Below are 21,710 nucleotides of genomic sequence, written 5' to 3'. Positions count from 1 at the left end.
CACACACCCCACCTGTCAGAAATCGACGGCCTGCCCGGTTCAAGGGGCGAAACCGCGCGAGACAGGAGTGCAGGGACATGCAGAACATGCGGCAGAACATCCAGCAGCACCGCGTCGTCGTCATCGGAGCCGGATACACCGGAGCGACCGCCGCCGGACGCCTCGCGAGGCGGCTGCGCGGCGAGGACGTCTCGATCACCCTCGTCAACGCCGAACCGGACTTCGTCGAGCGCGTCCGGATGCACCAGCTGGCGGTGGGCCAGACCCTCCGCCCCCGCCCCTTCGACGAGATGTTCGCCGGTACGGGCGTCGAGCTGCGCCTCGGACGGGTGACGGGTATCGATGTCGACCGCAAGACGGTGACCGTCACCGGCGCGGACGGGCCTTCGGACCTGGAGTACGACACCCTCGTCTACGCCCTCGGCAGCGCCTGGAACACCCAGGGCGTCCCCGGCACCACGGAGCACGCCCACGAGATCGCCGGCCGCGACGGGGCGCTGCGCCTGCGCGACCGGCTGGCCGCGCTCGCCCCCGGCAGCCCCGTGACCGTCGTCGGCGGGGGGCTCACCGGCGTGGAGGCCGCGACGGAGCTGGCCGAGACCCGCCCGGACCTCGACGTCTCCCTGATCGCCCGGGCCGGACTGGGCGACTGGCTCTCCCCCAAGGGCGCGCGCCACCTGCAAAAGGTGTTCAGCAACCTGCGGATCACCACCCACGAACACACCACCGTCACCGCCGTACAGGCCGACCGCGTCACGACCACCGAGGGCGACATCCCGGCCGCGGTCACCATCTGGACGACGGGCTTCGCGGTCCACCCGATCGCCCGGGCCACGACCCTGGAGACCGGCGAGACGGGCCAGATCACGGTCGACGCCACGATGCGTTCACTCTCCCACCCGGACGTGTACGCCATCGGCGACGCGGCCCTGGTGACCGGCCCCGGCGACAAGCCGCTGCGCATGTCGTGCGCCTCGGGCGTCCCCACCGCCTGGCAGGCCGCCGACGCCATCGCGGCCCGCCTGACCGACAGCAAGCTCCCGACCATCTCGGCCCGCTACTTCAACCAGTGCATCTCACTGGGCCGCAAGGAGGGCCTGATCCAGTACGTCACCGCCGACGACCGAGCCGTCAACGCCGCCCTGACCGGCCGCCTGGCCGCGCTCTACAAGGAGTTGGTCTGCAAGGGCGCGGCCTGGGGCGTGGCCAACCCCACGATGGGCCTGCCGGTCCGCCGCCGCAGGGTGACGGCGGACCGGGCCCGGGCCACCGCGACGCCCGCCACCGAAGCGGCTTGAGACCCGCCGGCCCGGGCGGGCCCCTCGGACTCCCCCCCGAGGATCCCGCCCTGCCCGGCCCGGACGTTCTACGGGGCGGCGACCGTCAACGCGTAGTCCACGCCCACGGAGAAGTCACCCGACTGTCCACGAATCGCCAGCGAATGCCTTCCGGGAGCCAGGGGCGGTATCTCCACCCAGAGGCCACACCCGGTAGCGGTGAAGGTCCCTTCCTCCCCGGTGACCGGATTGCCCGGAGCACCCTCGACCACAATGGTGTCGCCTTCGTGGACTTCCGGTTCCACCGGCTCGCCGTCGAGCACGACGGTCCCGCGGGCATCACCCATGAAGTCCGCGCAACGCTCGCGGTCCCCGAAGGAGTTGATCACGGGCAGGGCGATCGGCCACCCGTGGGGAATGCGGCAGTCGCGCTTGACCTGACCGCCGAAGGTACCGGCCAGAAACCAGACGTCGCCCGGCTGATTACGTCCACACTGGCTCCCGTCCCTGTCAACGACAGGGTTGGTCCCATCGGGCTCCGAAGCGGCCCAGCTCCACCACCGTCCCTGCAACGCGGCTGACGAGTCCCGCACGTCAGCCACCACGGACCCGGCATCCGCCGCATCCTCAGCCTTGCCGCCCGCCCGCGCCCCACACCCCACCAGAGCCACCAGCACCACGGCGGTAAGCCCCGCCGCCGCCCCACCCCTGAACCTCATCCGTCCCCTCCCGTCCGCTCGCGCCTCCCGGGCAACCGGCGGCGCGATATGAGCGGTCACCCTATCCACGAGCTCGGAACCGAACGTGCGCCGAAAGCCGAGGCATCGGCTCGCGTGTCAGTGTCAGTGGGGACAGTTAGGGTCGGTGCCGCGTGGCCGGCGGCGAGGTGTCCAGCTCTGAAGTGCAGCTGCATCCCTGACTCTGTCCGGGGGTGGCCCGGTAGCCAATCCGTTGCCCAACCGACGATCAGGCCTTGTTGATGGCCAAGAGGAGACCTGTCTGCACCGGCCGCGCACACCCACGAACAATCTTGAGAACCGTCGCGGCAGCGATGTCGCCCTCGGCGTACCTCTACCGATTTCTGCCACGGGCCGACGAGCCGTCGAGAGCGGCAAGCGTCGCCCCGACGCGCCTCCGGCGCGGGCCAGGGCTGACGGGGTACCCGTCCTTCGCTGCCGCCCACCCCTGAAACGCCAGAGGCCCCGGATTTCTCCGGGGCCTCTGGCCTGCTGTGCACTCGGCAGGATTCGAACCTGCAACCTTCTGATCCGTAGTCAGATGCTCTATCCGTTAAGCTACGAGTGCTTGGCGTTCCGGGCTTTTTCTTCCCGGTCGGCGTTGCGAGAACAACATTACATGACCTGCGCCGTGACGCGAAATCCATTAGCCGCACCATCGCTGAGCTGGGGAAACGACCTCCGGCACCCCGCCCCGGCACCCCCTCCGCGGACCCCCGCGCCCCGAGAACGACCGAAGCCCCGCGCCAAGGGCACGGGGCTTCGGGATGGAGCGGAGGCGGAGGGATTTGAACCCTCGATGGGGGGTAAACCCCAAACCGCATTAGCAGTGCGGCGCCATAGACCGGACTAGGCGACGCCTCCTCCACACTCCTCGCGCGGACGCGAGTGGTGCGTGCAGATGATGACACAGCCGAGCGTCGTGCCACCAATCGCCGACCACGTTACTAGGCCTCCGGGGGCCAGGGCAAAGCAGTTCGGCGTGGTGGCGCAACGTCCGGGCGCGGTGCGCGTTAGAGAGGGGTGGGGGCCCGAAGGTCTCCGTCCGTCGTCCAGTCGTCGTCGCCCGTTCGTCGTCCGCCGGCGGGGCACCGGGGCGGGTCCGCGTTCCGTCCGTGACCGTCGCCCGTGGCCGGCCCCGCCGCAGAGATCCTGGAGCTTTCGCATGCTGCGCCGTCTCGCCCTCACCGCCGTCGTCCCGCTCGCCGTCCTCGCCACCGCCGTGCCGGCCGCCACCGCCACCGCCTCCGGGCCCGCGTCGACCGGACCGGTGCCCGCCGCCGTGCCCACCTCCGGACCGTTCGCCGCCGCCCGGCCCGCCCTCGGCCCGCTGCCCATGCCGCTTCCGCTGCCCGGGTTCCTGGACGGCGGAGAGGGGACGGGGGCCGGTGAGGCCGACGAGGCGCGGACGCGGCTCACCGTGAGCGTGGAGAACACCGGGGTGCCCGGGGCCGACGGCACGTTCGAGCTGGAGTGCGGGCCCACCGGGGGCACCCACCCGGAGGGGCAGGCCGCCTGTGACCGGCTGGCGGAGGCCGGGGCCACCCGGGCCGGGCGGCAGGAGCTGTTCCGGGAGACCCCCGAGGGCACGATGTGCACGATGATCCACGGCGGCGACGCCACCGCGCGCATCGTCGGCGCCTGGGAGGGCAGGGCCGTGGACACCACCGCCAGCCGCCGCGACGGCTGCGAGATCGCGCGCTGGAACAGCCTCGTGCCGGTGCTTCCGGACGTCCGGTAGCCCGTTGGCCCGATACCCGGTCAGCGCCTCGCCGGCCGCCCCCTCCTCGGGCGGCCCCTCGCCGGCCGGCCCCTCGGCGTCGGCGTAAAGACGTTCGCAACGGCGAAGAGGAGCGGGGGCCTTCCCGGGGCCCGGGAAGCACCGTCGCGCCCGCGTCCGCGCACGTCACAGGGTGTGCGGACGCTCACGGCATGGGCCCCTGGCGTACACCGCGCGCACAGAACCTTGGTGAGAGCTCCCCCTCATCCGCCGCCCCAGGGGCCTCCCCTGGCCTTAGACTCCTCCAGTGACAGTCTGCGGCCCGAGGGGCAAGATGGGGCCCGCTGTCGGCAAGGTGCGGTAATCAGGGAGGAAGCGTCGTCGTGAGCAGCAGGCCATCCCGAGGCACTGCTCGCCTCGCAGCCATACTCGATGCCCTTCCTGACGGGCTTCTGCTCGTCAATTGCAATGGCACGGTCGTCAACGCCAACGCCATCGCCCTCGAGATGTTCGAGACCCCGGGCACCGCGCTCGTCGGTCGCGGACTGCTCGATCTGCTGCCGGAGTTCGACTCCAAGCTGATCCCGGGGTCGATGCGACGGCCCGAGGCTGCGGACGAGCAGGGCAGGACCAAGCCCACGCGGATGACCGCGCGGCGCACCGACGGCCACGAGTATCCGGTCGAGGTCACCAGCGCGAGCCTGGACAGCGGACAGGCCGCGTACAACGACATCCACTCCAGCTACACCGGCGACGAGCTCCTCATGATCGTCGTACGGGATCTCTCCGGCACCGTCGACACCGAGGCCGAGCTGGCCCGTTCGCAGCGGCAGACCGAGATGATCCTGCGGGCCGCGTCCGAAGGCGTCGTCGGTACGGACACCGACGGGCGCGTCGTCCTCGTCAACCCCGCCGCCGCACAGATCCTCGGCTTCCGCGCCAGCGACCTCGGCGGCCAGGAGCTGCACCCGCTGATCCTGCACTCGCGGGCGGAGGGCGAGCCGTTCCCGTACGAGGACTCCCCGCTCGCCGACACCCTCAAGTCCGGGCGCAAGCACCGGGTGCGCGGGCAGGTGCTCTGGTCCAAGAGCGGCGACCGGGTGCCGGTGGACCTGACGACCGCGCCGGTACGCGACGGGGACCAGCTCGTCGGCGCGGTGATGACGTTCACCGACCGACGGCCGTACGAGGAGCTGTCCGCCCAGCACAAGAACGTCGTCGCCGAGCTGACGACGAGCCACTCCGCCGAGGTCACCGCGCTCAGGGAAGCGCACGCCAAGGAACTGGAGGCGCTGAAGGAGGCGCACGCCGCCGAGCTCGCCGACCGCAGCGAGCGGTACGCCGCCGAGATCGAGGGACAGGCCGAGCTGCTCGCCTCCCTGGGCGCCCAGCACGCCCAGCTCACCGCCGTCCTCGGCGGTTCGCTGCGCGGGCCCCTGGAGGAGCTGCGCGGCGAGCTGTCCGCGCTCGCCTCCGACCCGGCCGGTCAGCTGTGGCCCGAGGCCAACCAGATCCTGCACCACCTCGCCGCCGGGTACGCCCGGATGACCACGCTCGTCGACAACGTCCTGGGCTACCAGCGCCTCGACGCGGGGGTGGAGGGGCTGCACAAGGCCCCCGCCCTGATCGAGGGGATCGTGAAGGGCGGCATCGACGGGGCGGTCGAGCTGATCGGCCCCGGGCGCGCCCAGTTCGCCGTGCACGCCCCGCCGATCGAGGCCGAGGTCGACGCGCCCCGGCTCGCGACCGCCATCGCCCATCTCGTCGCGGACGTCTGCGGTGTCGACTCGACCGGCAAGACCCGGGCCGTCCCCGGGGGCGGCTACGTCGACTCCACCGTGGTCGTGGCCGCCGCCCAGCGCGGTGACGTCGTACGCATCGAGGTGCGCGGACCGTTCGCCGGGGGCGACCCGGTGCACGAGCCGATCGTCCGGGGCATCGTCCAGGCCCACGGCGGGGTCCTCCAGACGCACGAGATGCCGGGCATGAGCGGCAGCGCGTACGTCCTCGACGTGCCCATCGGCGCGGCGGCAGGCACGATCGTGCCCCCGGAGCCGGACACGAACGGCCTGGCGCCGGAGCCCGCCGCCCCGATGTCCTCGTCGTCGCCGGAAGGCGTCGGAGCGCCGGGCGTCACCAGCGGCGGTCGGCGCCGGGCGCGCAGGTCCTCCACCGACGCGTTCCTGGACAGCCCGGTCGGTACGCCGGAGAGCGCGGGTGACGGCACAGCGGCCGAAGCCACTCCGCCCGCCGCCGACGAGAGGCCCGTCGCCGAGCCGACCGGGCGGCGCCGTGCTCGCCGTGGACCGGCCGCGTCCGAGGAGCAGCAGGCCCCCGAGCTCATCCCGGCCCAGCAGGGCGAGGGTTCCGGGCGGCGGCGCGGCCGTCCCAGCCCCGCCGAGGCGGCCCTGGACACCGTTCCCGGGGGCGCGGGGGACACCGGGAACGCCGTCGTGCGGGAGCAGCAGCCGCCGCAACCGCAGCGCCAGGCCCTGGCCCTGACCTCCGCCCCGTCCGGGGCCTCCGCCGCCCCCTCTGAGGGATCGGTCGTCACCGCGGCCGAGAACGCCCAGGGCGGCGGTCGTCCGCAGCTCGGGCCGACCGTGCCGCCCCAGGGCGTCCCGGTGGACCCGCAGCAGCCCGTGCCGCCCACCGGGCGGCGAGCCCGGCGCGAGGACGAGCCCGCCGCCCTCCCCGCCCTGGCGTCCGGCACCGGCGGCAGCGGCGGCGCCGACGGACACCCCGACCCGGCCCAGCGGCCGGGTGGCCGGCGGGCCCGGCGCGCGCTGGCCGCCGCCCAGGAGCGCATGGCGGCGGACGCCGGTCCGCGGACCGCCTTCGCCCTGCCGCCCGCCGACGCGGACCGGGCGCCCGCGGTCCCCGACGCCCCGGTGGGCCCCGGCGACGACGCGAGCGCCCATCACGCGCGTACCGCACCGGAGGCCGGCCACACCCCTCCGCAGGCGCACCCCGTCGCCCCGCCGCACAACCTCCAGCAGACGGACGCGGCCACCGGGCAGGACATCCCCGGGCAGGGCATTCCCGGGACGGATACCTCCGGGAACGGCCTCGGGCCGGCAGCGGGTCAGGGCCCGGAGACTCCCGGCTCCTGGGGCGACACCGGGCAGACCGGGCACACCACCGGCGTCGCCGCCGTCACCGCTCCCGGGGCGCACCCGGCCGACGGGGACCCCGGCGTTCCCGCCCCGGACTCGCGGCGGCAGCCGTTGCCCGCCGAGGAGCCGATGCCGGAGGGCACCAACCCCGACTCGACGCAGGGGAGGGCCTTCAGCGTGCGCACGCTGGGCCAGGGCGTGCCGTTCGCCCAGCACCTCGCGCATCAGCAGAACCAGCCGCACCAGAGTCTCGGCGGGGCCGGCCGGCGTCGGAAGCTCGCCGCTCCGCCGGAGGGCGACCGCACCCCGGCCCGGACCCCCGACAGCCAGCAGGCAGCGCCCCAGCAGGACCGCCGGGCAGCCGCGCAGCCGACGGGCCCGACTCCGACGCCCGCTGCCGGGACGACGAACGCGCCCACACCGCCGCCCGGGGCCCAGCAGAACCAGTCCTCGGCCCCGCCCGCGTCCCACGGCCCGGCACACGAGCACGCCCAGCCGGGCCAGCTCGCCCAGCCGGGCCAGCCGGGTCACACGGTCGGCGGGCCCGGCGCCGCCTACGGCGAGGGGCAGTTGCTCGCGCCGCCGGTCGCGGAGGGGCGTGCGTACGCCATAGGGGCGCCCGACGAGGGCGCCGAGGGTCCCGAGCCGCTGGACGGGCCCGGGGGCGCGGTCGAGGTCGCCAACCGGCCGCACCCGCACCCGGTCGACGACGAGATGCCGCCCGAGCCGCTGGACAACCCGCGTCGGCTGCTGGTCTGGCCCGCCCCCGACGTACCGACCCAGCAGGCGCTCAGCGACCGGGGCTACCGACCCGTGATCGTCAACTCCCGCGAGGAGGTCGACGCCCAGATCGCCGCGTTCCCCGCCGCGCTCTTCGTCGACCCGCTGACCGGTCCCATCACCCGTACCGCGTTGCAGTCGCTGCGCCAGGCGGCCGTCGCGGCCGAGGTCCCGGTGCTGGTCACCGCCGGTCTCGGGCAGGCCACCCGGGAAGCGGCGTACGGCGCGGACCCGGCTGTCCTCCTCAAGGCGCTGGCCCCGCGCGACAGCGAGCAGCATCCCTCGCGGGTGCTCCTGATCGAGGAGCACGAGGAGATCGCGGTGGCGCTGACGCAGACCCTGGAGCGGCGCGGCATGCAGGTGGCGCGCGCCGCGACGGACAGCGAGGCCGTCGACCTGGCGGGCCGGATGCGGCCGAACCTCGTGGTGATGGACCTGATGCAGGTACGCCGCCGGCGCGCCGGGATCGTCGACTGGCTGCGGGCCAACGGGCAGCTCAACCGCACCCCGCTGGTCGTCTACACCTCGGCCGGCATGGACCCCGCGGAGCTGCCTCGGCTCGGATCGGGCGAGACCGTCCTCTTCCTGGCGGAACGGTCGACCAGCGACGAGGTGCAGTCGCGGATCGTCGACCTGCTGGCGAAGATCGGCACCAACTGAGCACCGGCGTACAGCAGAACAGGGCGGGGGCGGTACGGGAATCCCGTACCGCCCCCGCCCTGTTTCACGTGAAACCGTGACACCAGAGGCGAAGCCGGAGGCTCAGAGCTGGGTGACGTCCAGCTCGCCCTCCGCGTACTGCTTGCGGATCACCTTCTTGTCGAACTTGCCCACGCTCGTCTTCGGCACGGCGGGAATCACCGACCAGCGCTCCGGCAGCTGCCACTTGGCGATGCCCGACTCGGCGAGGAACGCCTTCAGCGCCTCGTAGTCGACACCCGCGGCGCCCTCCTTGAGGACGACGGTCGCGAGCGGCCGCTCGCCCCACTTCTCGTCCGGCACGGCGACGACGGCCGCCTCCGCCACGTCCGGGTGGGCCATCAGCGCGTTCTCCAGCTCGACGCTGGAGATCCATTCGCCGCCCGACTTGATGACGTCCTTGGCACGGTCGGTGAGGGTGAGGAAGCCATCGGCGCTGATCACGCCGACGTCACCGGTCTTCAGCCAGCCGTCCTCGCTGAACTTGTCCTCGGGGCGCAGGTGCTCACCGTCGGACCCGCCGTAGTAGGCGGCGGCGATCCAGGGGCCCCGGACCTCCAGCTCACCGGCCGACTCGCCGTCCCACGGGAGGTGTTCGCCGCCGGGGCCGACCAGCCGCGCCTCGACTCCGGCGGGGAAGCGGCCCTGGGTGACCCGGTAGGGCCACTGTTCCTCGTCGCTCAGCCCGGCGGGCGGGTGGGCCATGGTGCCCAGCGGCGAGGTCTCCGTCATGCCCCAGGCGTGGCAGAGCCGGACGCCGAGCTTGTCGTACGCCTCCATCAGCGAGGGCGGGCAGGCCGCGCCGCCGATGGTCACGTTGGCCATGGAGGTGAGGTCGCGCGGGTTGGCCGTGACCTCCGCGAGCAGGCCCTGCCAGATGGTGGGGACCGCCGCCGCGTGCGTCGGGCGCTCGCGCTCGATCATGTCGGCGAGGGGGGCGGGCTGGAGGAAGCGGTCCGGCATGAGCATGTTGACGCCGCTCATGAACGTGGCGTGCGGCAGACCCCAGGCGTTCACATGGAACTGGGGCACGACGACCAGGGTGGTGTCCTTGTCGGTCAGTCCCATCGACTCGGTCATGTTGACCTGCATCGAGTGCAGGTAGATCGACCGGTGCGAGTAGACGACGCCCTTGGGGTCGCCCGTGGTGCCGGAGGTGTAACACATGGCCGCGGCCTGGCGTTCGTCCAGCTCGGGCCAGTCGAACGTGGTGGAGCGGCCCGCGATCAGCTCCTCGTACTCGTGCACGCGGGGCGTGATACCGGCGAGGGCGGAGCGGTCGCCGGGACCGGCCACGACGACGTGCTCGATGCTCGGCAGGTGAGGCAGCAGCGGCACGAGGAGCGGCAGCAGCGAACCGTTGACGATCACCACCTTGTCGTCCGCGTGGTTGACGATCCAGGCGAGCTGCTCGGGCGGAAGCCGGAGGTTGAGGGTGTGGAGCACGGCGCCCATGGAGGGGATGGCGAGGTAGGCCTCGACATGCTCCGCGTTGTTCCACATGAGCGTGGCGACCCGCTGGTCGCCGTCGATGCCCAGCTCGTCGCGGAGAGCGTTGGCCAGCCGGGTGGCGCGGGTGCCGATCTCGGCGAAGGTACGGCGGTGCGGCTCGGGTTCGCCGGTCCAGGTCGTGACCTGCGACTTCCCGTGAATCGTCATCCCGTGGTGCAGGATGCGGGTGACAGTCAGCGGTACGTCCTGCATGGTGCTCAGCACGGCGTCCTCCCGGTGGGCGCTACGCGGCAGTAGGGTTCCGCTGATTCTGCGCACATACCACGCGGTATGTCACTACTCGCGGGAGAAAATTCCTGACCGGAGGCCGTGCGGGCACCCCTGGAGGCCGTGCGTGCATGCCGGCCGGGGGCATGGGGATGCCCCGGTAGTAGTGCTGGTCAGCGGACCGGCGTCAGCTCCGGGTCCTCGCGGAGCTTGCCGAGGGCGCGGGAGACGGCGCTCTTGACCGTACCGATCGACACGCCGAGCACCTCCGCCGTCTGGGCCTCGCTCAGGTCCTCGTAATAGCGCAGGACGACCATCGCGCGCTGGCGGTCCGGCAGCTTGAGCACCGCGCGCCACATCGCGTCGTGCAGCGACTGCTGCTCGGCCGGGTCCGGCGCCGGAAGGGACTCGCGCTCGGGCAGCTCCTCGCAGGCGAACTCGTCGACCTTGCGCTTGCGCCACTGCGAGGTGCGCGTGTTCAGCAGGGCCCGCCGGACATAGCCGTCCAGCGCCCGGTGGTCCTCGATCCGCTCCCACGCCACGTACGTCTTCGCGAGCGCGGTCTGCAGCAGGTCCTCCGCGTCGCACGGGTTCGCGGTGAGCGAGCGCGCGGTACGCAGCAGGACCGGCCCCCGGGCCCGTACGTACGAGGAGAACGACGCGTAGGGCGTGTGGGGGTGGTGTCCGGCGGTGGCGGTGGCCGCCCTGGAGGCGCCCGTGCAGACTGGCGTGGTCATGTACTCAACGCTAGGAGCGGGCACCGCCGAAGGGATCGGCCCCAGGTCCCGAAGCGCTGTCCGCCTCAGGTTGTAGGGGGCGTCCGCCCTGCACCTCCTGAAGGTGGACGGGCCTTCCCGCCTCCGTCAGGGTCCACCCCCGAGAGCGCCGGGAGCCGCCCGGGTCCGAGCGATGCCGCTCAGCCGTCCGCCCCGAGGACCAGGCCCGACGTCGGAACGCCCGTACCGGCCGTGACCAGGGACCTCGCCGCGCCCGCCACCTGGTTCACCGAGGTGCCCCGGATCTGCCGGACGGCCTCCGCGATGCCGTTCATCCCGTGGAGGTACGCCTCCCCCAGCTGACCCCCATGGGTGTTCAGGGGCAGGGCGTCCGCCGCGACGAAGTCGCCCGCCTCGCCCGGCCCGCAGAAGCCGAACTCCTCCAGCTGCATCAGGACGAACGGGGTGAAATGGTCGTAGAGGATGCCCACGTCGATGTCGGCCGGGGACAGCCCGGAGGTGCGCCAGAGCTGCCGGGCGACGACGGCGGTCTCCGGCAGGCCGGTCAGCCCGTCCCGGTAGAAGCTCGTCATCTGCTCCTGCGACCGGCCCGCCCCCTGCGCCGCCGCGACGACGACGGCGGGCGGCCGGGGCAGATCACGGGCCCGCTCCACGCTCGTGACGACGAGGGCCTGGCCGCCGTCCGTCTCCTGGCAGCAGTCCAGGAGCCGCAGCGGCTCCACGATCCAGCGGGACGCGGCGTGGTCGGCGAGCGTGATGGGCTTCCCGTGGAAGTACGCCGCCGGGTTCCGCGCCGCGTGCCGCCGGTCGACCACCGCCACGTGCCCGAAGACCTCCGGGTCGAGGCCGTAGGCGTGCAGGTAGCGCTGGGCCGCCATCGCCACCCAGGAGGCGGGGGTCAGGAGCCCGTACGGGAGGTTCCAGCCGAGCGCCGCGCCCTCGGCGGTGGGCTCGCGCCGCTGGACACCGGAGCCGAAGCGGCGGCCGGAGCGTTCGTTGAACGCCCGGTAGCAGACGACGACGTCCGCGATGCCGCTCGCGACGGCGAGGGCGGCCTGCTGCACGGTGGCGCAGGCCGCGCCACCGCCGTAGTGGATCCGGGAGAAGAACGACAGCTCGCCGATCCCGGCCGCCTGGGCCACGGTGATCTCGGGGCTGGTGTCCATGGTGAAGGTGACGAGCCCGTCCACGTCGGCGGGGGTGAGGCCGGCGTCGTGGAGGGCGGCGCGGACGGCCTCGACGGCCAGCTTCAGTTCGCTGCGGCCGGAGTCCTTGGAGAACTCGGTGGCCCCGATGCCGACGATCGCGGCCTTCCCGCCGAGCGAATCGGCTCTGCGGATGCTCATGCTCCCTCTTCGCCTTTCTGCGGGAGGGCGACGGTGACCGTGCCGGTGACATGGCGGCCGATGCCGTTGTCGCCGGTGACGTGGACGACTGCCTCGGCGGGTTCTCCAGCTCTTACGGCGGTGATGCGGCCGGTCAACCGCATGACGTCGCCCGGGTGGTTGGGCGCACCGAGCCGGATCGCGACCTTGCGGAGGACGGCGGTGGGACCGAAATGGTCGGTGAGGTAGCGGCCGACGAGCCCGTTGGTGGTGAGGATGTTCATGAAGATGTCGGGGGAGCCCTTCTCCCGGGCCAGCTCGGCGTCGTGGTGGACGTCCTGGTAGTCGCGCGAGGCGATGGCCCCGGCGACGATCAGGGTCCGGGTCACCGGGATCTCCAGGGGCGGCAGTTCGTCGCCGACGCGGTACGGGTACGTCATGACGCGCCTTCCTGACTGCTGTGGGCCAGCAACAGGCCGAGCTCCTCCAGGACTTCGCCGCCGCAGCCGAGGTACGCGTCGAGCTGGCGGCCCCAGAGGAAGTGCCGGTGGACCGGATGGTCGAGGTCGGCCCCGGTGCCGCCGTGCAGATGCTGGCCCGCGTGGACGACCCGTTTGCCCGCCTCCGAGGCCCACCAGGCGGCGGTCAACGCCTGTGCTGCGCAGGCCCGTCGCTCGTCGTGACGCCAGGCCGCCTCGTACGCGGTGACGCGGATCGCCTCGGTGTCCATGTGGGCGTCGGCGGCGCGGAGCAGAACGCCCTGGTTCGTGGAGAGCGGACGCCCGAACTGCTCGCGGGTGACGGTGTGGTGGACCGCACGGGCGAGCGACCCCGCGCACACCCCGGCCTGAAGCCCGGCGAAGGCGGTACGGGCGGTGGCGAGGACGTCCCCGTACGCCCCCGGCTGCCCGTTCCCCAGCCGCTCCCCGCGTACGCCGTCGAGAACCAGCCGCCCCGCGGACCAGGGCGCGGTCGTCTCCACCGGCACCGCGGTGACGTCCGGCTCGCCGGTCCGGACGATCCACAGGCCGCGCTCCGCGTCCGCCACCAGCACATGGGTGGCGTCGCGCAGCCACGGAACCCAGGGCACGGACCCGTACAGCGCACCGTCCTCCGCGATGTGTACGCCGCCCCGCGCCGGGAACGCGCCCGTCGCCACCGCCGTACCGTCGCGCAGTCCAGGCAGCAGGCGCTCGCGCTGTTCCGCCGCCCCGTGCGCGGCGACCGCGAGCAGCCCGTACACGCAGGTGGCGGCGAGGGGCACCTGGGCGGTGGTCCGGCCCTGTTCCTCAAGGACGAGGACGAGGCCGAGGAGCCCGACGTCCTCGACGGCGGCGGGCAGCCCCGCCGCGCACAGCTCCTTCCACAGCTCCGCGTCCGTCCCCGTACCGGCCGCCGTCAGCCGCTCGTGCGTGGACAGGTCGCCGAAGATCCGCGCGGCCAGTCCCCGCGCGGCGGTCTGCTCCTCGCTCGGGGTGAAGTCCATCTCAACCGCCTTCGCTCGCCCGGAAGACCGGCAGTTCGAGGTCCGGGTCCGTACGGAGGAAGTCCAGGTGTACGGGCATGCCGACGCGGACCTTGTCGTACGGCACACCGATCACGTTGCTGACGATGCGGACGCCCTCGGTCAGCTCGACCAGCGCGACGGCGTACGGCCCGCCCTCGCCGTCCGGGGCGAAGGCGGGGAACGACGGGTGATGCATGACGACATGGCTGAAAACCGTGCCCTCCCCGCCCGCCTCGACGGTGTCCCACTCCGCGCCGCCGCAGGCGTTGCAGCCGGGCAGCCAGGGCAGGCGGAGGGTCGCGCAGTCCAGGCAGCGCTGGATGAGGAGGCGGTGCTCGGCGACCCCGGCCCAGAACCCGGCGTTGTCGCGATTGATCACGGGCCGGGGGCGACGCGCCGGTTCGGAGCCTCTGGTCCGCTGCGCGGGGCGGTACTTGAGGATGCGGAAGCGGTGCGTCCCGGCGCGTTCGCCGTCGGCGTGCACGTCCGTGCGGGTGGTGACGAAGTAGCCGGTGCCGAGCTTGGTCGTCTTGCGCGGGGAGACCGACTCGATGACCGTGTCGAAGGTGATCCGGTCACCGGGGCGCAGGGGCCGCAGGTACTCCTGCTCGCAGTCGGTCGCGACGACGGAGGTGTACCCGGCGCCGTCGAGCAGCGCGAACATCTCGTCGTACGCGGCGGAGCGTCCCGTGCCGTCCGTGTGCCCGGAGAGCCCGCCCATCGTCCACGCCTGGAGCATCGTCGGCGGGGCGACGGCGTCCGGACCCCGGTAGGCGGGCGAGGTGTCGCCCATCGCCTCGCACCAGTGCCGGATCATCGGCTCGTTGACCGGGTCCTTGCCCTGCCCGGCGGTGGCGGCGGGGCGCCCTTCGTAGGCGCGGAGCCGGTCGTACAGCTCATCGCGCCCGGCGTCGTTGAGCTGGGCGCGCAGCTCATCGCGCCCGGCGTCGTTCTCGGACGTTCCGGCAGCCGACCGCGGGGCGTCGGCACCCGGCCGCGGGTCGTCGGCACCCGCCCGGCGGCCTTCGGCGGCCACACGCGGGGGTTCTGCGCCCGCCCCGCTCATCGCTTGCCCCGGATCATCCCGAGCCCGGCCGTCGCGACGATCTCGCGCTGCACCTCGCCGACGCCGCCCCCGAAGGTGTTGATCTGGGCCGCCCGGTTCATCCGCTCCAGCTCACCGTCCGGCCCGAAGCAACCGGGGGACCCGCCCCGGAGCAGGGCGGTCTCGCCGACGGCCTCCTGGCACATCCGGTAGACCTCGACCGCGCTCTCCGTGCCCGCGAACTTCACCCCGCTCGCCTCGCCGGGGGCGGGTGAGCCGGCGCCGACGGCATCGACCAGGCGCCAGTTCAGCAGACGCGTCGCCGCGAGCCGGGCGTACGCCTCCGCGAGGCGGGCGCGCACCCACGGCTCGTCGATCCGGCGGCGCCCGGTCGCGGGGTCGGGGGTGCGGGCGTGGGCGAGGGCCTCCTCGTAGAAGTCCTCGGCCTGCATGCCGATCGCGGCGAGAGCGACGCGTTCGTGGTTGAGCTGGCTGGTGATGAGCTTCCAGCCGCCGTTCTCCTCGCCGACGAGGTTCGTGACCGGGACGCGTACGCCGTCGTAGTAGGTGGCGGTGGTGGTGACCCCGCCCACGGTGGGGATCGGCGTCCAGGAGAAGCCGGGGGCGTCCGTGGGCACGAGGACGATCGAGATGCCCCGGTGCTTGGGGGCCTCGGGGTCCGTACGGCAGGCGAGCCAGATCCAGTCCGCCTGCTGGGCGTTGCTGGTGAAGACCTTCTGGCCGTCGATGACCCAGTCGTCGCCGTCCCGCACGGCCCGGGTCCGCAGGGCCGCCAGGTCCGTACCGGCCTCGGGCTCGCTGTAGCCGATCGCGAAGACGAGGTCGCCGGCGAGGATGCGGGGCAGGAAGTACGCCTTCTGCTCCTCGGTCCCGTACGCCATCAGGGTCGGGCCGACGGTGTTGAGCGTGACCATGGAGACCGGGGCGCCGGCCCGGTACGCCTCGTCGAAGAAGACGAACTGCTCGTCGGGGCCGCGGCCCTGCCCGCCGTACTTCTCGGGCCAGCCGAGCCCGAGCAGCCCGTCGGCGCCGATCCGCCGGAGCAGCCGGCGCTGCTGCGGCTCGCTCCCCGGTGTGACCTCGTCGCTCATCAACGTACGGAAATACGAGCGGAGTTCGACGCGGAGTCGCTGCTGGCGTTCCGTCGGAGCGAGATGCACGGAGGGCCCTCCAGAGCTGCGGACAGGTCGGATGCCGGAGCGCCGCCGGCCGACACCCCGGCGATCAGCGCTCGACGTTTCTGACTGTCCGTCAGATAGTGATCCCTGTCAAGACACGAGCAGCCCGCACGAGGGCACCGAAGTGCCGCCGTGCGGGCTGCCGTTCAGTCCGCCGGAACCCACCCCCCGGGAGGTCCCGGCGACCGGTTCACCGGGGGAACGATCACCAGAAGAAGGGCGTGAAGTTCACCGCGACACTGTGGTCGGACTGGTCGATCGGCACGAAGGCCGAGTTGCTCACCTGGGCGGACGTGTTCTGGTTCGACGCACCGGCGCCGAGGGCCTGCTGCTGGGTCGTGGACGAGTTGCCGGAGTTGTTGCCGCCGACACCGCTGCCGCCGATCGTCGCCACGGCCGCGTTCGATCCGTCGTTCGCGAAGGAGCCGTTGTCCGCCACGGCGACCCCGCCGCAGAGCGCGACGGCCAGGGGCAGAGCGGCGACGGCGGCGAGGGCGCGAGCGGTACGGATACTTGCCATGTCATGTCCTCCAGGAAACGGAATTGCGGCTTCATATTCGGCTGATCCCGGGGGAGTTGGCCGACCGCCCCGGTGCTGTTCACAACGTCGCGAGACCAGAGTTGCCCAGCGCATCCCCGGCGAATCCCTGACCACCCACCGATTCCCCCTCACGTATGACGAAGAGCGGATAAACCTCCTGAGCCGCGGGAAAGCCCAGGTCAGCGAGGTGGCTGTGGCACCCCCTTGGGGCACCCGCGAAGAAGCGTTCCGCCACTCACCCGCACCGACCACCCGCGAGCCGCCCCACACCCGCCTCGCCACCACCCCCCTTCCTTTCTTCGAACATATGTACGAAACTGATTCCATGGCCACCATCGACCGGCAGACCCCCACCCTGGCCCTCGCCCATGCCCTCGCCGCCGCCGGGCGCGGCCTCCCCGTCTTCCCCCTCTCCGCCACCAAGCTCCCCGCCCTGCGCTCCCCCCACAGCGGCGAGCAGCCCCCGGCGCACTGCCGGGGCGAGTGCGGGCTCCCGGGACACGGGGTGCACGACGCCACCACCGACCCCGCGGCCGTCCGCGCCCTCTTCGCCGCCGCACCCCGGGCCACCGGCTACGGCATCGCCTGCGGACGCGCCCCGCACCGCCTCATCGGCATCGACCTGGACGTGGACCCGGCGTACGGCAGCGACGCGGCGGGCGCGCTACGGCAGCTGGCCCTCCAGCACCTGTTCACGATCCCGCCGACGGTCACGGTGCTCACCCCGAGCGGCGGCCGCCACCTCTGGCTGACCGGCCCCGCCGACGCGACGGTCCCCAACTCCGCCGGCCGCCTCGCCCCGGGCATCGACATCCGCGGCACCGGCGGCTACCTGGTCGGCCCCGGCTCGGTCACCGCCCACGGCCGCTACCGCCTGGCCCCCGGCACGGCCCACCTCACCCCGGCCCCGGCCCCCCGCGCCCTGCTCCGCCTCCTCACCCGGCCCCACCGCCCGCCCACGGCCACCAGGGGTGCGGCCCTCACCCCCACCCCGGACCGCCGGGGCGAGGGCCTGATCCAGTTCGTGCTGGCCGCCCACGAGGGCCAGCGCAACACCCGCCTGTTCTGGGCGGCCTGCCGCGCATACGAGCACGGCTTCGGCGACACCCTGGCCGACGCGCTCACCGCGGCCGCCGTCCGCACGGGCCTGCCGGAACACGAGGCCCGAGCCGCGATCGCCTCGGCGGCCCGGCTGACGTCGAGGCGAGGCGACGAGGAGACGAACGGCGCGGCCTGAAGAACGACCAGGAAGACAGCGCTTTCTATGACCCGCGACCGGCGCCACAGCCCTCGAACTTGCAAGTAGCAGAAGACTGACGGAGTAAATCCAAGGCGTCGAAATCACACCCCCTGTACAACGATAAAATAGAAAGCGCTTGCCGACCTGTTGCCTTTTCGCCGAGGGCTGCCCTTCACTGTTGTGCGGCAGCCCGTCAGCCACCGACCGCCGGCTGCCTCGGCCCCCAAGGAGGCAGGCCCATGCGGCGATTCGCCGTACTCGTCTCAGCCGTGTTCCTCTCCACCCTCGTCCAAGGACAGGCCGCCGCCCAGCCCCCCGACATACCGCCCCAGGAACCCGGCGTGACCATGCGGGTCTTCGACGTACAGATGGCGCTGGAGGACTTCTGCACGCTCAAGCCCGGACAGACGCCCAACGTCGACGAGTTGAAGCCGACGATCGACTGGACCACCGCCGATGACTTCGGGCTGGGCGGCAAGTTCGTCACCGAGGTCACCGCGTACCTGAACGTCGAGTCGGCGGGGACGTACGACTTCCGCATCACCAGCGACGACGGATCCCGGCTGATCATCGACGGCACGCAGATCATCGACAACGGGGGCAAGCACGGCGCCCAGCCCAAGGAGGGCTCGGCCGAGCTGACCGAGGGCCACCACGCGCTGCGCATCGACCACTGGGACGGCGAGTACGACCAGCGCCTCCTGCTGGAATGGCGGCCGCCGGGAACGGACGCGTACACCGTCGTCCCCACCTCGGTGCTGAGCACCGACGCCGACGTCACCCGGGTCACATCGCCGGGCCGCAAGCTGTGCGAGGGCATCGACGAGTCACCGGGCGACGGCCTGCCGCTGGCCGGGGTACACCCCGACTACACCCTGACGGACCTGCGCCCCGACGGTTTCGAACCGCAGGTCACCGGCATGGACTGGCTGCCGGACGGCCGGCTGGCCGTCAGCACCTGGGGCGGCAGCAGGGAGAGCGAGCTCGGGCAGGTGTATCTGCTCGACAACGTCACCGGGAACACCGACCCGTCGAAGGTGACCAAGAAGCTGGTCGCCGAGGACCTGCTGGAGCCGATGGGCCTCAAGTACGTCGACGGCACGATCTACGTCTCCGAGAAGGACGGCCTGACCGCGCTGGTCGACGAGGACGGCGACGAGGTCACCGACGAGTACCGCCAGATCGCGACCTGGCCGTTCGGCGGCAACTACCACGAGTTCGCGTTCGGACTGCTGTACGAGAAGGGGCACTTCTACGTCAGTACGGGCATCGCCATGGTGCCCGGGGGCGCGACCCAGGACCCGCAGAACGTGCCCAACCGCGGCTCCACCCTCAAGATCAACAAGAAGACCGGCAAGGTGTCGTACGTCGCCGGGGGCCTGCGCACCCCGAACGGCCTCGGCTGGGGACCGGAGGGCGAGATCTTCGCCACCGACAACCAGGGCGCGTACGTGCCGACGTCGAAGCTGGTCCGCATCAAACAGGGCGCCTTCTACAACCACCACACCAACCCGGACGGCGTCTACGACGACCAGCCGGTGACCGAGCCCGTGCTCTGGCTGCCGCACGGCGAGATCTCCAACTCGCCGAGCAACCCGCTCCTCCTGCCCAAGGGCCCCTTCGCCGGGCAGATGGTCTTCGGCGACGTGACCTACGGCGGCCTCCAGCGGGCCTACCTGGAGAAGGTCGGGGGCGAGTACCAGGGCGCGGTGTTCCGGATGACGCAGGGCCTGGAGGCCGGCGTCAACCGGATCAGCCTCGGCCCGGACGGGGCGATCTACGCCGGCGGCATCGGCGACGCGGGGAACTGGGGCCAGGAGGGCAAGCTCAAGTTCGGCCTCCAGAAGCTCACGCTCACCGGCGACGAGGCCTTCGACATGCGCGCCATGCGGGCGGTCGACGGCGGCTTCGAGATCGAGTACACGCAGCCGCTGTCCGCAGAGACCGCCGAGGACCTGGCGTCCAAGTACGAAGCCCAGCAGTGGCGTTACGTGGCGACCCCGCGATACGGCGGCCCGAAGGCCGACGAGGAGACCCTCGACGTCACGTCGGCGGCGCTCTCCGAGGACCGTAAAACCGTGACGCTGAAGATGGACGGCCTCCGCCCCGGCCACGTGGTGCACGTCCAGTCCCCGCGCCCCTTCGCCGCGGAGTCCGGGGCGGAGCTGTGGAGCACCGAGGCGTGGTACAGCCTGAACACGCTGCCCGACGGGTCGAAGCCGCCGCCGGTGTACGAGGCGGAGTCCGCGTCCCTGTCCGGCGGCACCAAGTTCAACGACAACCACTCCGGCTACTCCGGTACCGGCTTCATCGACAACAACTGGGAGCCGGGCTCCCGCACCACCTTCGCCGTACGCGCCGACAAGAAGGGGAAGCACGACGTCGCGCTCCGCTACGCGAACGGCCAGAACGCCGACCCGCAGCCCACGCCCCGCTCCATGACCCTGTACGTCAACGGCGAGCGCTACAAACAGATCTGGCTGAACTCCACCGTCGCCTGGAACAAGTGGGCGACCCACACCGAATCGGTGCCCCTGCGGAAGGGCGCGAACACGATCACGTACGCCTACGAGCCCGAGGACGACGGCCATGTGAACCTCGACAACCTGACCGTCACCCCGACGAAGCGGACAGCGCTCTTCGACGGCACGGACCTGGACGCCTGGGAGTCGAACGACGGCGGCCCGGCGAAGTGGCCGGTGGCGGAGGACGGCTCCATGGAATCCTTCGGCGGTGACATCCGTACGAAGGAGAAGTACGGCGACTTCCGGATGCACGCCGAGTGGTACCAGCCCCACTACCCGCCGGACGTCACCGGACAGGCCCGGGGCAACAGCGGGGTCTACATCCAGGAGCGGTACGAGCTCCAGATCCTGGAGTCCTTCGGAGTCGACACACCGGCCACGAACGACGCCGGCTCGATCTACCTGCGCAAGGCCCCGGACACCAACGCGGCGAAGCCGTCCGGCACCTGGCAGAGCTACGACATCGAGTTCCGGGCGGCGCGCTTCGACAGCGACGGCAAGAAGGTGGAGGACGCGCGGGTGACCCTCCGGTGGAACGGGAAGGTGGTCCACAAGAACGTCGCCATCGCGGGCCCGACGGGGGCGGGCCGCCCCGAGGGCCCGGCACCGGGCCACATAAAACTGCAGGACCATGGGGACCCGGGCGAGAACCCGAGGTTCCGGAACATCTGGATCGAACGGCTCTGATGCGCGGGTCCTTCACGGGACCGCGAAGCGGTGCGGCCCCCTCCTCCGAGGTCGGAGGAGGGGGCCGCACCGCTGAGTTCTCCTGGCCGGCTCAGCCCCGCAGGGAGACGTAGTACGCCCCGACCTCGGCCAGATATCCATGGTCGGTCGTCTCACTGTCGGTGGTGAACCGGGGAGCCGACTTGATCTCCTCCCGGGACGCCGCGACCTTCACCTTCCGCTCCTCACCATCCACGACGGTCACCGCCCCGGCCGGAATCAGCACGCTCCTGCCGAACTTCCACACCCCGGTGTCGACCACCAGGTGCTGCTTGCCGGGCTCGTCCTCCAGGCGCTCCACATGCCCGATGACCCCGTCGGCGGACTCCACGTCGAAGCCCACGAGCACCTGCCCCGCGACGAAGCCACTGTCCCGCCCGAACGCCCATACATCGCCCACAGCCACGTCTCCTCACTCCCACCCGGCGACGCACGCCGGACACCTCACGACGCCTTACCGATCGCGTCACCGGGCTGATGCCCCGGTACGGGCCCGCCAAGCAGCCCGACAGCTCCGAAGAGGGACGCTTCTCGTGTATCCGCCAGAACGGAACCCCCAGTCGGTGGAGGGAAGGCGCGAGGTGGGGTAGACCCCATCGCCCATGTGGAGGCCGAGCACTTCGGGGTAGCCGGCAGGCAACGAGCCGCCGTCTGGGCCGTCGGATCGCTCACGCTGGGCCCGCTGGACGAGCCGACGAAGCAGGATCTCTCGCGGGCGGTCAGCCCTGTCTCGCACACTCTGAGGCGGCTCGGCGCACAAAGGGGTGTGGGCTAGGACGAGTTCGAGTCCGTGGGGCTGAACCGCCACCGCACCAAC

General features: G+C 72.2%; 15 protein-coding genes and 2 tRNA genes. 5 read left to right on the top strand and 12 right to left on the bottom strand.

Going from position 1 to position 21,710, the window contains the following annotated elements; translation table 11 throughout:
• The first annotated feature begins 86 nt into the window (after nt 1–86).
• The gene (locus tag IE140_RS11930) at nt 87–1,298 is read left to right on the top strand and encodes an NAD(P)/FAD-dependent oxidoreductase (protein ID WP_150198577.1); all 1,212 of its coding nucleotides are present in this window, start codon (nt 87–89) and stop codon (nt 1,296–1,298) included.
• 68 nt (nt 1,299–1,366) lie between these two features.
• Here the strand turns inward: IE140_RS11930 and IE140_RS11925 are convergent, their stop codons facing one another.
• The 3 genes from IE140_RS11925 to IE140_RS11915 all read right to left on the bottom strand — a co-directional run bounded on the left by IE140_RS11925 (nt 1,367) and on the right by IE140_RS11915 (nt 2,878).
• The gene (locus IE140_RS11925) at nt 1,367–1,996 is read right to left on the bottom strand and encodes a signal protein (RefSeq protein ID WP_229826752.1); all 630 of its coding nucleotides are present in this window, start codon (nt 1,994–1,996) and stop codon (nt 1,367–1,369) included.
• 513 nt (nt 1,997–2,509) lie between these two features.
• Nucleotides 2,510–2,582, bottom strand: a tRNA-Arg gene (locus IE140_RS11920).
• A 205-nt stretch (nt 2,583–2,787) separates the two neighbouring features.
• Nucleotides 2,788–2,878: transfer RNA gene (locus tag IE140_RS11915), tRNA-Ser, on the bottom strand.
• A 301-nt stretch (nt 2,879–3,179) separates the two neighbouring features.
• Between IE140_RS11915 and IE140_RS11910 the strand changes: the two genes are divergently transcribed.
• Nucleotides 3,180–3,755, top strand: coding sequence for an SSI family serine proteinase inhibitor (locus tag IE140_RS11910; protein ID WP_150197418.1), 576 nt, complete (start codon nt 3,180–3,182; stop codon nt 3,753–3,755).
• 362 nt (nt 3,756–4,117) lie between these two features.
• Nucleotides 4,118–8,290 carry a hybrid sensor histidine kinase/response regulator gene (locus IE140_RS11905; RefSeq protein WP_150197416.1) on the top strand — a complete coding sequence of 1,391 codons (4,173 nt, stop codon included), beginning with the start codon at nt 4,118–4,120 and terminating at the stop codon, nt 8,288–8,290.
• A gap of 102 nt (nt 8,291–8,392) precedes the next feature.
• Here IE140_RS11905 and IE140_RS11900 read toward each other — a convergent pair whose 3' ends face one another.
• The 8 genes from IE140_RS11900 to IE140_RS11865 all read right to left on the bottom strand — a co-directional run bounded on the left by IE140_RS11900 (nt 8,393) and on the right by IE140_RS11865 (nt 16,381).
• On the bottom strand, nt 8,393–10,045 hold the full coding sequence (locus tag IE140_RS11900) for a long-chain fatty acid--CoA ligase (RefSeq protein ID WP_150197414.1): 1,653 nt from the start codon (nt 10,043–10,045) through the stop codon (nt 8,393–8,395).
• A gap of 176 nt (nt 10,046–10,221) precedes the next feature.
• On the bottom strand, nt 10,222–10,785 hold the full coding sequence (locus IE140_RS11895) for a SigE family RNA polymerase sigma factor (protein WP_032764667.1): 564 nt from the start codon (nt 10,783–10,785) through the stop codon (nt 10,222–10,224).
• Nucleotides 10,786–10,964: 179 nt separating this feature from the next.
• Entirely contained in the window at nt 10,965–12,131 is a 1,167-nt protein-coding gene (locus tag IE140_RS11890) for a lipid-transfer protein (protein WP_150197412.1), read from the bottom strand.
• Complete coding sequence (locus IE140_RS11885) at nt 12,128–12,550, bottom strand: MaoC family dehydratase (RefSeq protein ID WP_150197410.1); 423 nt, start codon at nt 12,548–12,550, stop codon at nt 12,128–12,130. The genes IE140_RS11890 and IE140_RS11885 overlap by 4 nt, the downstream gene beginning before the upstream one ends.
• Complete coding sequence (locus IE140_RS11880; RefSeq protein WP_150197408.1) at nt 12,547–13,596, bottom strand: acyl-CoA dehydrogenase family protein; 1,050 nt, start codon at nt 13,594–13,596, stop codon at nt 12,547–12,549. The genes IE140_RS11885 and IE140_RS11880 overlap by 4 nt, the downstream gene beginning before the upstream one ends.
• Before the next feature lies 1 nt (nt 13,597).
• Complete coding sequence (locus IE140_RS11875) at nt 13,598–14,653, bottom strand: bifunctional MaoC family dehydratase N-terminal/OB-fold nucleic acid binding domain-containing protein (protein ID WP_150197406.1); 1,056 nt, start codon at nt 14,651–14,653, stop codon at nt 13,598–13,600.
• Between the two features lie 26 nt (nt 14,654–14,679).
• Entirely contained in the window at nt 14,680–15,843 is a 1,164-nt protein-coding gene (locus IE140_RS11870; protein WP_150197404.1) for an acyl-CoA dehydrogenase family protein, read from the bottom strand.
• Nucleotides 15,844–16,066: 223 nt separating this feature from the next.
• On the bottom strand, nt 16,067–16,381 hold the full coding sequence (locus IE140_RS11865) for a hypothetical protein (RefSeq protein ID WP_032776609.1): 315 nt from the start codon (nt 16,379–16,381) through the stop codon (nt 16,067–16,069).
• Nucleotides 16,382–16,727: 346 nt separating this feature from the next.
• Between IE140_RS11865 and IE140_RS11860 the strand changes: the two genes are divergently transcribed.
• Complete coding sequence (locus IE140_RS11860) at nt 16,728–17,639, top strand: bifunctional DNA primase/polymerase (RefSeq protein WP_189460356.1); 912 nt, start codon at nt 16,728–16,730, stop codon at nt 17,637–17,639.
• Between the two features lie 242 nt (nt 17,640–17,881).
• The gene (locus tag IE140_RS11855) at nt 17,882–20,854 is read left to right on the top strand and encodes a 3-keto-alpha-glucoside-1,2-lyase-like domain-containing protein (protein WP_150197802.1); all 2,973 of its coding nucleotides are present in this window, start codon (nt 17,882–17,884) and stop codon (nt 20,852–20,854) included.
• 91 nt (nt 20,855–20,945) lie between these two features.
• On the opposite strand, the gene IE140_RS11850 is transcribed toward IE140_RS11855, so the two are convergent.
• Entirely contained in the window at nt 20,946–21,293 is a 348-nt protein-coding gene (locus IE140_RS11850; protein ID WP_032776606.1) for a hypothetical protein, read from the bottom strand.
• Nucleotides 21,294–21,710 lie beyond the last annotated feature (417 nt).

The sequence above is a fragment of the Streptomyces parvus genome, from assembly GCF_014648875.1.
Classification (GTDB): Bacteria; Actinomycetota; Actinomycetes; order Streptomycetales; family Streptomycetaceae; genus Streptomyces; species Streptomyces parvus.
The sequence above is the reverse complement of the archived record's forward strand: the minus strand, read 5'-3'. Positions and strand labels throughout refer to the sequence as shown.